9 protein-coding genes are annotated in these 15,746 nt (G+C 35.6%); all 9 read right to left on the reverse strand.

Annotated elements, in window-relative coordinates; genetic code table 11:
* Positions 1-21: 21 nt before the first annotated feature.
* Positions 22-1,347 (reverse strand): DUF4340 domain-containing protein, encoded by a 1,326-nt coding sequence (locus tag F9U64_RS13400; protein ID WP_153404429.1) that lies wholly within the window; start codon positions 1,345-1,347, stop codon positions 22-24.
* A gap of 16 nt (positions 1,348-1,363) precedes the next feature.
* On the reverse strand, positions 1,364-2,032 hold the full coding sequence (locus F9U64_RS13405) for a DUF624 domain-containing protein (RefSeq protein ID WP_153404432.1): 669 nt from the start codon (positions 2,030-2,032) through the stop codon (positions 1,364-1,366).
* Positions 2,033-2,046: 14 nt separating this feature from the next.
* Positions 2,047-3,564 (reverse strand): response regulator transcription factor, encoded by a 1,518-nt coding sequence (locus F9U64_RS13410; RefSeq protein WP_153404435.1) that lies wholly within the window; start codon positions 3,562-3,564, stop codon positions 2,047-2,049.
* A gap of 22 nt (positions 3,565-3,586) precedes the next feature.
* Positions 3,587-5,347 (reverse strand): cache domain-containing sensor histidine kinase, encoded by a 1,761-nt coding sequence (locus F9U64_RS13415; RefSeq protein WP_228275716.1) that lies wholly within the window; start codon positions 5,345-5,347, stop codon positions 3,587-3,589.
* Between the two features lie 71 nt (positions 5,348-5,418).
* Positions 5,419-7,671, reverse strand: a complete 2,253-nt coding sequence (locus tag F9U64_RS13420) for a glycosyl hydrolase family 95 catalytic domain-containing protein (RefSeq protein ID WP_153404438.1) — start codon at positions 7,669-7,671, stop codon at positions 5,419-5,421.
* A 1,027-nt stretch (positions 7,672-8,698) separates the two neighbouring features.
* Positions 8,699-12,100, reverse strand: coding sequence for a glycoside hydrolase family 2 TIM barrel-domain containing protein (locus F9U64_RS13425; protein ID WP_153404441.1), 3,402 nt, complete (start codon positions 12,098-12,100; stop codon positions 8,699-8,701).
* A gap of 28 nt (positions 12,101-12,128) precedes the next feature.
* Positions 12,129-12,812 carry a YesL family protein gene (locus tag F9U64_RS13430; RefSeq protein WP_153404444.1) on the reverse strand — a complete coding sequence of 228 codons (684 nt, stop codon included), beginning with the start codon at positions 12,810-12,812 and terminating at the stop codon, positions 12,129-12,131.
* A gap of 79 nt (positions 12,813-12,891) precedes the next feature.
* A complete protein-coding gene (locus tag F9U64_RS13435) occupies positions 12,892-13,683 on the reverse strand; it encodes a Nif3-like dinuclear metal center hexameric protein (RefSeq protein WP_153404447.1) in 792 nt (263 codons plus the stop codon).
* Positions 13,684-13,752: 69 nt separating this feature from the next.
* The gene (locus tag F9U64_RS13440) at positions 13,753-15,381 is read right to left on the reverse strand and encodes an ABC transporter substrate-binding protein (RefSeq protein ID WP_194287373.1); all 1,629 of its coding nucleotides are present in this window, start codon (positions 15,379-15,381) and stop codon (positions 13,753-13,755) included.
* Between the last annotated feature and the right edge of the window lie 365 nt (positions 15,382-15,746).

The raw sequence follows: 15,746 nt of genomic DNA on the forward strand, positions 1-15,746 counted from the left end.
GTGCCTGCTTATTAATCAAGGTTATTCTGGTAAAATCTGATTGATCCCTTCAAGTGCTTGATATACTTTTGCTTTCTCTATAATGAAGTCTATCCCTTCATTATTTTTCTGGAAAACAAAATATTGATCATCAATCGAATAGAAGTCAATCTTATCAGAAGATTCATTGTCATTCTCTGTCATATAAGTTATTGTTAGTTCCCTTTCTCCATATTCTTGCATACCCTCTGCTTTTTTATCGAAAGACAAACCTGCTAATCCTTTATACGCTTCTCTTAAGACATCCGTTGGTATTTCTTTGTTATTAACTGTATAAACAGATGTTTCTTTTTCCCCTTTCGTATGGGATGTTATTGTCCAATTAAAGGTTGAGCTCTCCACTTTTAAACCATTTACTGCTTGTAATGGAAGAATGTGTACAAAATGATCAATTAAATCAAATGAAGGAACACTAAATGGGTCTAGTTCTCTTGTTTCAATTGTAAATACTTCTTCCGTTCCTTCTAATTTGGCATAATAATGCTGATTTGCTGCTGGATTACCAATAAGTAATGTTTCGGAATGATTATCTGTTCTAAACGTAATTCGAAAATCCACTTCTCCCAATAAGCTGTTGTCTTCGACTATATCCACTTTCTTTAAGTTTTTTAACCCAGTAAGAATTGCCTCCATCCTTGAATATTTCACACTATACATACTGTGAAATGGTTCTTTCACATACCAGCCACTAATATGAGCCATTGCTTCCTCTACACTAAAAGGAGAATCTTGTGTTAACTCAATTTTCTCTGTACCATTATCAATGAATATCTCATTGACTTGTTCAGGTTTAATACTTATTATATTGCTATCTAATAAAGTGCCAGGTTTAAGTGGTATTGTTTCGACAGCGGCTCTATCAACTAAATAAATTCTATCCTTTTCTTTATGATGAACATAATATTCATTTTGTGCTGGACTCATCTGACCAATGGAGACTTGCTGGATAGAACCATTATCATTCTCAAAAACGACTGTTACCTTTGGAAAGTCAAGGTTGACTGTCTTTTTCGCAATGGTTGTTTCTTTTCCTTCCAAGTTCTTCATTGTCTCTATAAACTGGGCTATTTTTTCGTCATTCTGCTCTCTGTCTGCATGTTTAAGCTTCCAGCCATCTTGATTTTGCATTAATTCAACATTTTCATTTGCTCTTACGGTAATAGAGCCTATCTCCTCAAAATTATCGATAACTGTCTCTTTCTCTTCTTTCGCATCTGTTGGCTGCGATTGATTGGAAAGAATAAATAGCGAAAAGGCTAATCCACTAATTACGAATAGGAGCAGGAAAATATATCTTTTCTTCTTCATAAAAACACCCTTCCCTCTATTTAGATTGTGTCAAGTCTTTTTCCATTATTTCAAGTGGTTTTCGCAAATTAAACATGATAAAAAATGAGGCAATACTCATGCAAAACCAAATGGATATCCCTGGTGCGAATAAATAGATAATGGTTAATGCCACAAATGACGACAAGTTAAGAAGTGTTGATTTAAAAAACTTGAAGTTCGCATAGATTGAGACAATCCAAAGGTTTTTAAATTTCACTTCAAACCTTGTGAGGATCGGAAATGCATATAACATAATAAACAGGAAAATAATAATGAGAATGATCAATATCGGTGTAAGCCATTTCATATTTATGTTTGCATATCGTAAATCAACCAGCAACATTGCAAGGATGGTCCATTTTACTAGCCAATATTTCATCGATATTCCAAAATTCTTTTTATAATAAAGCCAAAAATCTTTTGTTGGACTAATTTCTTTTTCACGTGTCAGTTTCCCCATAGTGGCAAATATTGCGGCCAATGCTGGACCAGCTGGCAGGAGAGCAACATAAAAAATGATCATGTTGGCAAGAGTCAGTTCAAAAAAGATAAATGCCAGTATAAACAAAATATTCGCACACATAAAGTAAATATTAATCATCATAAATTGATAGATATATTGAATAGCCGTATATAGCGGCCGCTCCGCAATTGTTTGAGACATAGATATTCCCCCTGTTAAACAGTAAGCTCTTTATTCAGCTGTTGTTTTTGATATTCTTTTGGACTAACTCCGGTATATTTCTTGAATTTCTTGTAAAAATAATCATTATTGGAGTACCCTACTTTCTCTGATACTTGATATACTTTCATATCTGGTATCTTGAGCAGTTCTTTTGCCTTTTCCAGCCTTACTTTATCTAGATACACATGGAAATAGTCACCAGTACTTTGTTTGAATTTCTTCCCTATATATGATCGATTATATTTAAATAGCTCAGCTATAACTTTCAAACTTAGATCTTTATAATGGTACTGTTCTACATACTGAGTAATTCTCTCAATCGTATTGCCTGATGTACAAACAAAACCATTTACCGTACTTGATAGTTTTAACAGTTCTTGTTTTGTCATCTTTAACAACGCTTCCAAGCTTACAGATTGATAGATCATCTCTACGAGAGTTTCATTTGCTGGCAAGGATATCTCGGGATGATTTTTTTTCAGCTTACTGATGATTAATTTGATAAAATCCAACCAGTCTGCTCGAATTTTTTCTTTTTTAAGCATGTTCGTTTGATAATATGTTTGTATTTCTGTAAAGTAAAGATCCAATTGGTGGTAGTCTTCGAATTCTAATGTGCGGCAAATCATACTTGCTAACTTTTCACTTAATATATATTTGTTAACTGGCTTTTTTATCAAGGATTCTTTCACTATTGTTTTATCATCAAAACAGTAACTGTAATTTTGAAGCAATTGCAGTTGTTCAAAACCGAATGGTAACTTGTTTAAAGTGATAGTGCGATCAATAAATTGAGCCTTTATTTCCACTCCAACATGATTCGTTATCGTTTTTTTCATTACCTTTAGAGATGTTAATGCGGCATCTATGTTATCAGTGATAAACAGAATACACATTTGATTTTCTAAAGTGATTATCTTTGTTTCAATGAAGTCTGACTGGTCTATTTTATATTGGACAATTTCCCAGTCGTCAAACAGCAAGGAGTCAAAGCTTGCCATTATAATCGGTTCATTTTCATAAGATATTCTTAATGTTTGCTCAACTCTTTCCATGTTCCCGTGCAGGATGTCTTTCCATTCCTGATATTCTTTTATTTTCTCATATTGTCCCAATTGCGTATCAATTTTCCTATCAATTAAACATTTCATTTTTAAATTTACTATTAAAGGGATTAGTTCTTCTTCATCAACAGGTTTCAATAAATAGGATTCGATCCCCAGCCGAATCAATTCCTGAGCATAAGTAAAATCAGAATAGCCGGAGAGAACTACAAATCTAGCTGAACTCCCCATCTGCTTTGCTTGTGCTACCATCTCTATCCCACTTAATCCTGGCATCTTTATATCCACGAAAACAACATCCGGTTTCAATTTTTGAATATATTGCAATCCTTCTTTTCCATTTTTTGCAGTACCTATAATTCTATAACCATGCTCTTTCCAGTCAATAATGGAGCAAAGACCTTCACGAATAATTGGTTCATCGTCAATAAAAAGCACTTTTAACATGGTGATAACCTCCCCTGCAATGCTAATGATTCCTTTTTGGCAGTTTTAATGTCATTGTTGTCCCTAATCCATAAATACTTTCAATCTCCAAACCAAATGAATCACCATAATAAAGTTTTATCCGCTGTTGAACATTGTGTAATCCAATTCTGTTTCCATCTGATTGGTAGTTCTCATCATTCATCCGCTCTTTTATTTGTGTAAGTTTATTCTTATCTATACCAACACCGTTATCTGTTACTTGAATAATAAGATATTGATTTTCACTAGATAAAGTAATTTGAACAAAACCTTTTCCTTCACGGTTCTCCAGTCCATGAATGATTGCATTCTCAACAATTGGCTGAATCAGCAGTGGAAATATCTTGTAAGCCATTACGCTTTCTTCCATACAAATATCATAGGACAATTTATCACCAAATCTTACTTGTTGAATTTCTAAATAATATTCAACAAGCTGAAGTTCCTCCTCAATGGGTACTGGCCTGTCAGTTCTTTCAAGGGCAGAGCGCATCATTTTACTTAACATCTTGATTATTTTGGCTACTTCCGGATCTTTATTCATCAGTGCCTTCATTCGAATAGTCTCCAGTGTATTATAAAGAAAATGGGGGTTAATTTGAGATGCCAACATCTTAAAATCCATTTCTTTTTGCTTTCGCTTCCATTTTTCTTCTTTTATTTTATGAATATATACCTCATCTATTATTTTTTGGACACTTTTAGACGTTGTTTTTAAATCATGATATACCTGACTGATTTCATCACTACCTTTAATTGACTGCTCAATCTGAAAATTTCCTTTTGCAACTTGAAACATGGTATTTCTTAGTTGCTGAATACGGCGATAAAAGCTTCTGATAAAAATGCCGATTAGTATGACAGAAACAGTCAGCGCTCCTGTAACAATGAAAAAACCTCTTGTAAAGATGGCATTCGGTTTTTGCATAATTTCTTCTACTGGAATAATGGTGGAAATTTGAAATGTATTATCAAGTGATTTTTCCGGGATAATCTCCTGAACATTTACCTTCACTTCTTCACCTTCATACTGTCTATCCACGAGATAGTTGTTACCGTTTTCATTTGATTGTTGGAAAAAATCCGGATGCTTCCCGATATGTTGTGGATTCTTATGATAAACAATTAATTCTTTGTCAAGCGTGATAAATGTATTATATGGTTCACCCTCTACGACAGTTTTTAACATATCCGGCGCAACATAGATTACCAAAACCCCAAGTAACTCATTTGATGTACTGTAAATTGCTCGAGTTAATGCTAAGTAGTGCAGTTCTGTCCAATGATTTTGCAGAAAGACCCAGGAAATTTTTCCATTTTTTGATACAGCTTCATTATACCACTGCTTTTCTTTCACTGTGCTGTCCGCATGAATAAAATAAGAATTTGTTATTCTGTCTCTATTCATAAAAAAGTGAATGTCTTCAATCTCGTCATAATATTTTAAGAACTCGTCAAAGACAGGATATCTATTGTAAGCATTATATAATTCTAATAAAGAGTCATAATCGGTTGTAAGAAAAGTCTTTAAATCATTATTAATATACAGAAGGTCTGATGTGTTTGTAACTCTGTTAAAAATTGTATTAAGTCGCATTTCCATTTTATCTACACTGGTTTCCACTTCACTTAACGTATTGTTTAACACGATATCTCGTATACTGTAATTCAAATAGGCACCTACAAGGATAATAGGAATTGCTGTGACAATTAAGTAAATACCAAGTAATTTATAACTTACTTTAATCGATATTTTTTTCACTGCAATCCCCTTCTCCTGTTTATTAGAATCGTACACAAACCAGATTCTCTGCGGTTAAATATCACTAACTTTTATAGATTAATTTCTATTGTTTTCGTTTGGTTAGGCTGTAAGCTGATAAAAGTTCTATTCAATTTTGCTTTCTTATATAAAGGTAAATAAATCTCTGCCTTTTGCTCGATTGCACTTGTTATTTCCACTTCCACCTTTCTCTTCTGAAGGTTCCAGTTCAATCGGTTTATTGTTATTTGCTCAGGCAATCGGACACCACTGATCTCACCTTTAACAAGAGATGATGGCAAGGATCCTAGAATTGTCAGACGGTTGTGGCTATAGTCTACGAGCATTTCATGAATCACTTGCGGCAATGCTCCGTTACCGTCTACATTGAAAACTTCCTGATGATCATAATGAGACATCATTAAAGATGTGTAAAAACAATCATTCTTCACGAGCATATGAAAAATGTCCTCAATTAATTCCGGCATATGGAATTGTGTTGCACAAAGCGCGGAATGCATTCTGCCATGTGTGGAAGTGGTGTCACCCTGCTCATTTAACAACCATGCTTCCAATCGTTTATCAAAAGCCACCCGAGATGCTTCCCACCATTCCGGATGAGACTCTTCATTGAATTCCCGACTCTGGAAGATAGGATAAAGATGTGAAAAATGCCGGTGATTATAGTTTTCTTCTTTCTCACTCAACCATTCCTTTAAAGCACCTGCTTCATTTATTTCATATGGAGGTAATTTATTAAGCATGTACTCCCATTTTTCGATATCAACACTTTCCAGTTGCAGAATACGATATGCTTGAATAAGATTCTGCAAAACCTGTTTTGCGACAGCCACATCTTGTACAGCATTATCAGCACACCCATTTTCAGCAGAATAAGACGGAGTAAATCTGTAGGTTCCGTCCGGATCATCCACCAGGAAATCTTCATAAAATAATACAATTTCCTCTAACAATGGTATAACTTCCTGTTTCAGAAACAGCTTATCGCCTGTAAAACGATAATACTCAAAATACCAATGATCTAACCAGCCAGCTCCGCATGTCCAGAAATGGAGGGGCCATTCTTCATTCCAATGAAAATGCTTCCCGCTATTACTGGCATGAATTGCTGCCATTATTCCTCTGCATCCATAATATTTTTGAGCATTCTCTCTGAATTCTGGTATTAATTCTTTAATTAATCGGAAAAAGCCTTCTATACCTTCCAATAGATTACTAGACAAAGCTGCAGCTATGGATAATTGGACATTTGTATCAAATGTAAAATCACCACTCCAGGCGGGATCAAATGTACCAGTCCATATCCCCTGAAGATTAGGAGTTAATTCCCCTGCACTGCAAATATACATATATCTGCCAGCATCATACATTTTTTCTAACAAAACTGGTGAAATAGTTTCCTGTTGTTTCGCTTCAGCCACAATGTCATCGATAGACCTTTCTCTCTCAGAATCTGTTACTAAATCAAGATTCACTCGTTTAAACATATTTTGATGGACCATACTATGTGATTTGTACAATTCCTCATAGCTTGCCAATTGGTGAAGTGGCTTTTTCCTTATTGCTCTATCCTTCGATGACTGATAAGGTACAATTTCCATCGCTATCAATATTGGTGATTCTGAATAGAGATGATATCCTGCTCTGTTATTTAAAGGTGTCAGATTGTCACTTTCTACTTGGAGTATAACATCATAGCCTCCATTACTGTACACATATTGAAATTGTGTATGTAATATATTTCCGTCAGTAAAACTGTCTTGTTCCATCTTGTTATGTTGATACTGTTTTAAATGAAGGTTATACTCACCTGCACTTAATTGGTGGTAAATCATATTAGTTTTCTGCGATACAAATGTTCTGCGTTTATACTCCTTCCCATTTACTTGGTAAGAAACACAAAGCTCTCCCGTTTCGTAATCAATGCTTCGTTTGTAATCATCATAGTTTTGATGATCTGCTTCAATATATAAATGAAAGCCGGGATGAAATGGATCACTCATCGTCAGTCCTTGGTATCCTAATTCTTGTGCTTTTTCATAATAAAAATGGATGGCTTCCTTATATCCTTCTAGTTTGATTAATTTTCTCGTTTCATCCAGAAATGGTGCCATCTCCGGTATTTTGTGACTATTACCCTGGGGTAAATAAAGCCTGCAATGGTTTCCAATTATTGTATCATTAACAGGGTCACCTAATACCATGACTCCATGACTTCCATTACCTGAAACTAATGCATCTTCCCATTTTTCAGCTGGGGTACGTGACCAGACACCTCTTATTGGAAGCTTATGATTATTCATTCTGCCATCCCCTCCGTTTTGTTTGAGATAGTAACCACTCCAGGAAACCGGTTTCCGAGTTATTAACATATTAGGTAACGCTTACAGTAAATTAATTGAAACTAAGTGTAATCGATGGATTAAGTTTATTATAAATAAATTAATTTTAAAAAGCAATAACTTATCCAGATTAAGTTAGTTCTGTAGTCATATAACAAATGTATAAAAAAGAACCACTTATTAAAAGTGATTCTTTTCTAATAAGGGGAACATAACTATTATGTTTCACCCAAAAAGACGAATGTTTTAAAAAATATATGGCGCATAATAGGGATTTTGCGCAGTAAGTAATAAAAGTTAATGTTGAAATTATGAGCGTGCAATGACGCCGCTACGTCCGATTGCTTCGCCTTCACCACAGGCACGAGTGAAACATCTACTCAAGTAAAGAACACTTTCGTAGTGTTTTCTATGCCGTGGGGACGGCGGTCTGCTAACTTGTTGAAGAAACCCGCTTCACCAAGTGGATCTTCAGCTCGCCTTGTTCCCACAGGAGTCTACGCAATCGGACTACGCTTGAATATGGCACTACAATGTTTTATAGGAAGTAGCAGTTTGATAGTAATGTTTATGACTAAATAAATGAAAACATCTCAAGAACCCTAGTAAGGCAGTCCATAACTAGGAGCCAAACGAATTTCCTGTCACAAACATTGTAGAGAAACTCTAAAGCGTAGGCCGGCCACGGAGACTCCTGTGGGACAGCGAGAGGTGAAGATCCACTTTACAAAGTGCCCTTCTTTGTAAAGTTAGCTGAAGCCGAGCCCACGGAAAGCGAAGTGGCCGGACGGAGCGACATCCTTGCACACTATAGATTTCAAAAATCACTCTAATATTGTTATTGCATATAATCCCTATTATGAGCCGTAAATGACTTATATAAGAAAAGAATTGATGCGAATAAAGTTTTAAACAAATTCACTATTATTCAGATTTTGGGATGAGTAAAATCTTTTGTCTCAGCTTCTTTCTAAAACACACTGTGCTGTTATTCATTATATTCAAAACGAAACCATCCAAAGTCAAAATTCGAACCTGGCAGAAATACAAAACTAACTTTCTGGATGCCACTAATATGGTCTAAATCAAATTCCTTTACTTCATATTTGTCAGTAAAATAAAATTCTACTATTTGGTTAATGTCACCCTCTTCACCAGAAAAGCGTACATGAATAGTATTTTTATCTATTGGTGAGCGTCCACAAATAAATAGTTTATTAGCACCGTCTGTAAAATTAAAATTGTTAAACTCTAATGTAACATTATTTCCGATGCCTTCTACTCCATTTTCCGTGATTTGATAGCTATCACCATAAATTTGGTCCATGTTTATGGCATCATTTTGTTCATATGCTCTGTTCTGCTCTTCAAAAGAAAACCCCTTTATATGCACTTTATTCTGTAAAACAAAACAGATAGAAGTAATGCCCTTTAATTTCCTTTTTAATCGATAAGTTTCTTCCTGATAGACATTCCATTTAGATTCCTTCTGATAGATAACATCTGCCAGCAATTCACTTCCTTCTTCATTTGGAATCCCTTCCCATATTTGCATCTCATAAGGTTCACTCGAAAGTGCAAAAACAGGTATCGTAATGAGATCTGAGCCATCACTTCCAAAATCGATGTTATAAAAACCTACTTGTGTCTCCCCATCACGACTTGTTGCAACACCTCGTTCGTTTCCATTACCTAAATCACCTTTGCTGAAATCGTATAGACCAGCAGAGATAAAACCATATGGATCTTTATAGGCGGTACCAAGACCTGTTGCTTTAAATTCCAGTTCAGAAAGTAGTTTTGTTTTATCCGTCCCATTTGTACTTGTGCAGCGAACACGGAATTCACCGTCACCCAATGCTTTCACTGTGGCAGAATGGCCATGAGACTCAATCTCTGCAATATTTGATTCCACCCCTGTATCTGTCACTACACTCCATTCTATATTAGAATACGAGGTATTGGCAGGATATAACTCTACTTCTACTTCCATTTCCGTTTTTGCAGGATCAAAGGTTTGGCCACTTTCAGAAATGATCTCCATTTTTCTTAATGGTATTTCCCCTTCATTTCCCATTACACAAGGGATAGATTGATTTTCTGCTAATGCTGACACGCCAGTTAAATCTTCGGTGGTCTTCATCGCTTGTAATTCGATAATTTCCGTTTTCAAATTCTTTGATGCTACTTCTACTTTAATATTTCCCGGCTCCAGCTTAGCTGCAATAATCGCCATCAGCTTTCCGCTAAACAGTCGTCTGCTTGTCCCTTTATATGAATCATAATCAGTACTGTCACCATTATCTAATCCAATTAAGCGACCGGCACCTGATACATGAACCTCCACGCGGTTATTCGCATTTTCTACCAGATTACCTTCATCATCCAGCATGCTGATTTCAACAAATGCTAAGTCTGTTCCGTCTGCAGTTAAAGTATTTTTATCAGTCTTAAGTTGAATTCTTTTCGCATCTCCAAACGATTTCCTGCTGTCTGTTGCAATTATATTGTTTGATTCATCGTATGCAATCGCTTTTATTTCCCCTGTAGTATATTGCAGTTTCCACCAGCCAGTTAATTGGTTTCCTTTTTTATGGTCTGTATCAAATGTTCCTATAGTCTCCCCATTAAATTGAAGTTCAACTTTTGGAGCATTAGAACAAACTCTGACATCAATTATTTGCCCTTTATTAAAATCCCAATATGGAAAAATGTGTACCATCGGACTTTTTTTATAATCCGTCCATGCTGCTTGATATATATAATAAGAATCTTTTGGGAATGTTGCTGTATCAATCTGCCCCAGATATGAATTTTTCGTATGATAAGGGGTTGGTTCACCAATATAATCAAACCCAGTCCAAATAAAGGTCCCTAATGAGAATGGAGCATCACGATCCGCGGTAATACAGGCTTCCGTTGACTTAGCACCCCAGCTTGTTGCACTATTCCCAAGTGCAGAACACTGTTCATCATCATCCGCAAGAATGGATCTATCGAAAGGAAAATGGTAAATACCTCTGCTTTGCACAGTTGAGGCTGTTTCACTCCCATAGATAACCCAATCTGGATGTTTTTCATGATGCTCGTGATAATATTTTTCTGCGTAATTATAGCCTGCTATCTTCACAATATCAGCACATTTCTGCGCATTTTCCCATGGCATGTAGTTGGAGCCTATCGTAATTTGTGCATTCAGCTTTGGATCAAATTCTCTCACATAATCTACTAATTTCCTTGTAATTTCCTGACCTCTTTCATCTGCATGGGTGTCATAAATTTCGTTACCTATACTCCATAAAAGTAAGCTTGGATGGTTTCGATCTCTTTTGACCCAGCTTTTCACATCTTCGTATGCCCATTCTTTAAAGAACCTCGCATAATCATAAGGTGTTTTGGACCTTTCCCACATATCAAATGCTTCTGTGATAATAACAAAGCCCATTTCATCTGCAAGCTCCATTAATTCTTTTGCAGGCATATTATGAGCAGTACGAATCGCATTAACACCCATTTCTTTTAAAATGTACAATCTGCGCTTTAAAGCGTTTACGTTAAAAGCTGCTCCAAGCGCCCCCAAATCATGATGTTCACATACACCGTTCAGTTTCATCTTCTCTCCATTTAAGATAAAACCCTCATTTGGATCCAGTTTAATATCACGGAAGCCTAAATTCTGTGTAACCACTTCTATTTTTTCTTCTCCAAGTAGTAAAGTTGTCTCTATCTGATAAAGATTTGGTTCATCCATACTCCAAAGTGCGGGAGAATTCACTTTTAACTGTTGTGTGTTGAGCTGTCCTCTATTTATATCTTGAGATGTTGTTACAACTAACTCATCTTTATAAAAAATAGTGTGTGTCAACGTTGCTGTTTCATAAAGGCTTAGCTCTGTATCCACTTCCACTAGCCAGTCCTCGCCTTTTCTATATGTTGTAATATAGGTTCCATCTGAGAGGATATGATTTTTATCTCTTGTTTTTAGCCAAACATTGCGGTATATTCCCGCTCCAGAGTACCACCTGCTATTCGGGCTTTGATGAACTACTTTTAATACAATCTCATTATCTCCTGCTGCTAAATAATCTGTGATATCGTGTTCAAAGGAAGAATAGCCATACTTCCATTCCCCAACAAACTGTTTATTGACATAAAGTGTTGAGTCCATATAGACACCATCAAAGTATAATAGTACCTGTTTCTCTTCTATATCGTAAGTAAAGTTCTTTCGATACCAGCCAATACTATTCTCGTACAGGTTTTGAGAATCATAAATCAACCAATCATGCGGAATATCAACAGGACTAAAGTTCAAAGATGTACTATCTTCTATATCCAATGGACTTTTGGCGAATTCCCATTGATCATTAAATAATATTTTTTTGTTCATTAACGGATGCTCCTTCTCTTTATAATTGTTACGATTCTTTGACAAAATTCAGTTTGACATCTTCAATGATTCCTTGCGTATTAGCCATTAGCAGCCATGCAATAACACTAAATAGAAGAAAGATAATAAAATCAGATGTAAAGAACATTAGGACTAATGTTAAAAATACAATACATATATTTCCGGACGTAATTTTAAATCGCATAAAAATATAATAAACGGATAGTCTGTAGACATCTCTTATTCTGAATTGATAATGTGATGTAATAATAAGAGCATAAAATGTGAAAACAGACAGTATAAGTAAAGCAACAAGAAAAATACCATTAAGTATCTGATAAAATAAAGTCGGATTCTGATTAAAATATTGAATATCAATCACTAAAATAAAGGCGACAATTAAGATCGGCAGCCATACTTTTAGCACATCTTTGAAATTATTTCTATACGCATGGATAAAATCAGCAACCGGCGCGACCTCTTTCTCTCTTACAAGTTTACTAAGCGCATGACACAATGCAGCAATTGCCGGGCCTGTCGGTATTGATGCAATAAAATAAAAGATTGCATTCGATACACTAGGAATCAGTGTAATAAAAGCAATAAAAAATAGAATATTACTAGCAATAAATAGAACATTCAATATCATTAACCAATAAACATAATTAGAAAAACGATAAAAACCACCTTGTGTAAATTGATTAGAATTCATAATAAATAGTCCCCTTCATATATATTTATTTTTATTTTACAATGAATTCCCTGTTAATGGTGTATATAAAATGACATATTTAATTCACCTTAATTTGTGATCCTGTTGCCATAAATTTAACAGCGATATCCGGGAATTGGTTAGATAACTGCTCTGCTAAATATCGCATTCCAGCTTCTTCACTTTCTAAATGGCCTAACATGATAATTGACCTGTTAACACCTTGAGAAATTGCGTCTCTTACATATTCGGGCGTTTCCCATTCAGGTCCTTCCCCGTAAATCACAAGGTCAACTTGTTCTTCTTCAAATAATGGTATGGAATGAGAAATTCCTCCTCTATATCCAACTAATAAACCAACCTTGGTACATTGCGTTGATAAATCGCCCGCAAAACGAACATAGGAAATATTCAACATCTCTTTTAAATATGTCATAATTTGTTCTACTGACATTGTCGGAAGTTCTACAACAGTAGAATAGGTATTATGTTCTTTTACATGCTGATCCCACTTAAGTAAAGTTAAAAGCCCCTGCATAATTGGATCAGGTTGATATCGGTGCATATAATCATGGAAGCGAAAAATAGCCAGCCCGGATTCTTTAATCAATTTTTGCTTTTTCCATGCTACTGCATTTTCTATAGCAATATGGTTATCTGTATGACTGTAAAAAAGACCTTCATGCGTAATAAGAAGATCGACATCTAACTGTGCACATCTCTCAATTATTTCATGTGTCGGCATAAAGGATACTGCAATTTTCTTCACTGTTTTATTTGAGTTACCATAATGTAAGATATCTACAGTATCATCAATCTCTTGTATTGGATTGATTAACACACTAATGATATCTTGAATGTTGAGATCCATTACACACCCCAGTTCTAGTAAAAAACAAACACGGGAAGAAAGTCTCCCCGTGTATGCTCTTGTCATTACTTATTTATTTTCTTGGTATACCTGATTAGCTAAATCAACATATCCTTGCAAGTTTTTAGCTTCTAATTCTTTCAGGTAAGCATCCCATTCGTCTAAGCTTCTCTCACCAACAATAAATTTTAATGTGTTCTGAGTTACATGGTCTTTAAGTGGTGTACTAAGCAACGAAGATCGCTCTAATTGCAGTGCATCATATTTAATTGGCGGGTCTGGTAAAACAACTTCTTTTGTTTCATGCATAGCATTCTGGAATTCAATTTCTTCTTCAGCAAACATAGAGTGTAACAGTTCAGTTGGTCCACCATAAGAGAAATTACCACCTGAGAAACCGTAATCAATTTGCAGATGGTTCTCAGCTTCCGGATTCATTCCACGGAATGTTACATTATCAGCTAACATTCTTTCACCATTCTCTTTTGTAAAAGTTTCTCCCTCTACACCCCATTTATTAAACTCTAAACCTTCATCGCTATAGAGCATCCAATCGATAAACTGCAACATCGCTTCAAAGTTAGGATCATCTTTAACAGTTGCCGGGAACATTATACCATTCTCTAATTTAGTTCCAGCCATTAAATGACCAGCAGGGCCGCCTGGTACTACTATTTTCTTAATTGAATAGTTATCTGCACCTAATGTTTCATCCATCGTTGTACGATATTGTGTTAATGTTTGACCATTTGTATTAATAATAAAGGAATCTCCATTAGTAAATTTTTGAATGGCAGGATCGTCTTCTTGCGTTACACTTTCCGGATCCAATAAGCCTTTTTCTACTAATCCATTAAAATATTCAAGCATACTGCGATATTCATCTGTTGCTGGGGCAAAAATGAATTCATCTGAATCCTCCTGATACTCTAACATATTAGCAAGTCCCCAACCAGCTTTAGTACCAAAGCTAGTTGCAGCAATATTTAAAGTACTTTCCATTTTAAAACGGTCAGAGAAAGGAGTAGACTCTGGATACGCTTTCTTCATCTCTTCTAATACAACTTCTAATTCTTCCCACGTTTTAGGTTCTTCAAGACCAAGTTCTTCTAAAATATCTGTTCTTATCGCTAAACTGTAATCTGGCCAAACGTTCTCATGTAAACCTGGAAGCACATAATATTTACCATCTTGTTGACGTAAGCCATCAAGGAAAGGTTCAATTTCCCATTTCGCCACTTTATCCTGATAATGTGGCATCATATCAACATAATCACTAATTGGCAGAATCGCTCCTGACGAAACAAATGGAGACTCTTCACCAGGATAGGTTTTGGGAATAATATTTGGAGCATCCCCACTACTAATCAATAAACTTCTTTTATCAGCATAGTCACTCATTGGAACAGCTGTAGTGTCTAATGTTACATTTGTCATTTCTTTGATTTTTTCAAATAACAGCCAATCATCTTTAATTGGGTAGTTTGGGTGATCACTGAAAAGTGCTGTGAAAGTTACTGGTTCAGTTGCTTTAAACGTATCGCCTACCCCATAATCTTCCATTGCAGCACCTGAAGTCTCCCCTTCTGATCCTTCTTTGTTTGCATCTGTTGATTCCGAATTATTACATGCAGCAAGAACACCAACAACAATTAACAGCATCAAGGCTAACATTATTTTTTTCGATTGCTTAATCATTTACTTTCCCCCTCTATCTTATTAGAAAAATTCCTATTCGAACGTATCAAACGATTGAATTGATAAAATCACATGAAGAACTTGCTCTATCATCACCTCCTTAAAGACCTGTTCGAATTTTGCCCTATTAGAGGAACATCAGCTTACGATACTTCATAAATGACAACTTTTTGAATAATCCCTTAAAGTGCGGGTTCAAAAAGTCGGCAAAATAGAAGCAAGAAGGTCGAGGCGGTGCAGTGAGGAGCCTCGGAACGTATGGTTTGAATACGTGAGAAGCGGACTCGCAAACCAACGAGCTTCCACAGGATGTGGTGACTTCAACGTTCGACACACGACGTGTCGGTTCTTAGTTGAAGCTCCGC

Origin of the sequence: Gracilibacillus oryzae (assembly GCF_009498735.1) — a bacterium.
Taxonomy (GTDB): Bacteria; Bacillota; Bacilli; order Bacillales; family Amphibacillaceae; genus Gracilibacillus; species Gracilibacillus oryzae.

Bases quoted from the DNA above. Each gene is read 5' to 3' on its own strand.
- F9U64_RS13430 (WP_153404444.1), bottom strand. From the start codon at position 12,812: ATGAATTCTAATCAATTTACACAAGGTGGTTTTTATCGTTTTTCTAAT.
- F9U64_RS13405 (WP_153404432.1), bottom strand. From the start codon at position 2,032: ATGTCTCAAACAATTGCGGAGCGGCCGCTATATACGGCTATTCAATAT.
- F9U64_RS13420 (WP_153404438.1), bottom strand. From the start codon at position 7,671: ATGAATAATCATAAGCTTCCAATAAGAGGTGTCTGGTCACGTACCCCA.
- F9U64_RS13435 (WP_153404447.1), bottom strand. From the start codon at position 13,683: ATGGATCTCAACATTCAAGATATCATTAGTGTGTTAATCAATCCAATA.
- F9U64_RS13410 (WP_153404435.1), bottom strand. From the start codon at position 3,564: ATGTTAAAAGTGCTTTTTATTGACGATGAACCAATTATTCGTGAAGGT.
- F9U64_RS13425 (WP_153404441.1), bottom strand. From the start codon at position 12,100: ATGAACAAAAAAATATTATTTAATGATCAATGGGAATTCGCCAAAAGT.
- F9U64_RS13400 (WP_153404429.1), bottom strand. From the start codon at position 1,347: ATGAAGAAGAAAAGATATATTTTCCTGCTCCTATTCGTAATTAGTGGA.
- F9U64_RS13440 (WP_194287373.1), bottom strand. From the start codon at position 15,381: ATGATTAAGCAATCGAAAAAAATAATGTTAGCCTTGATGCTGTTAATT.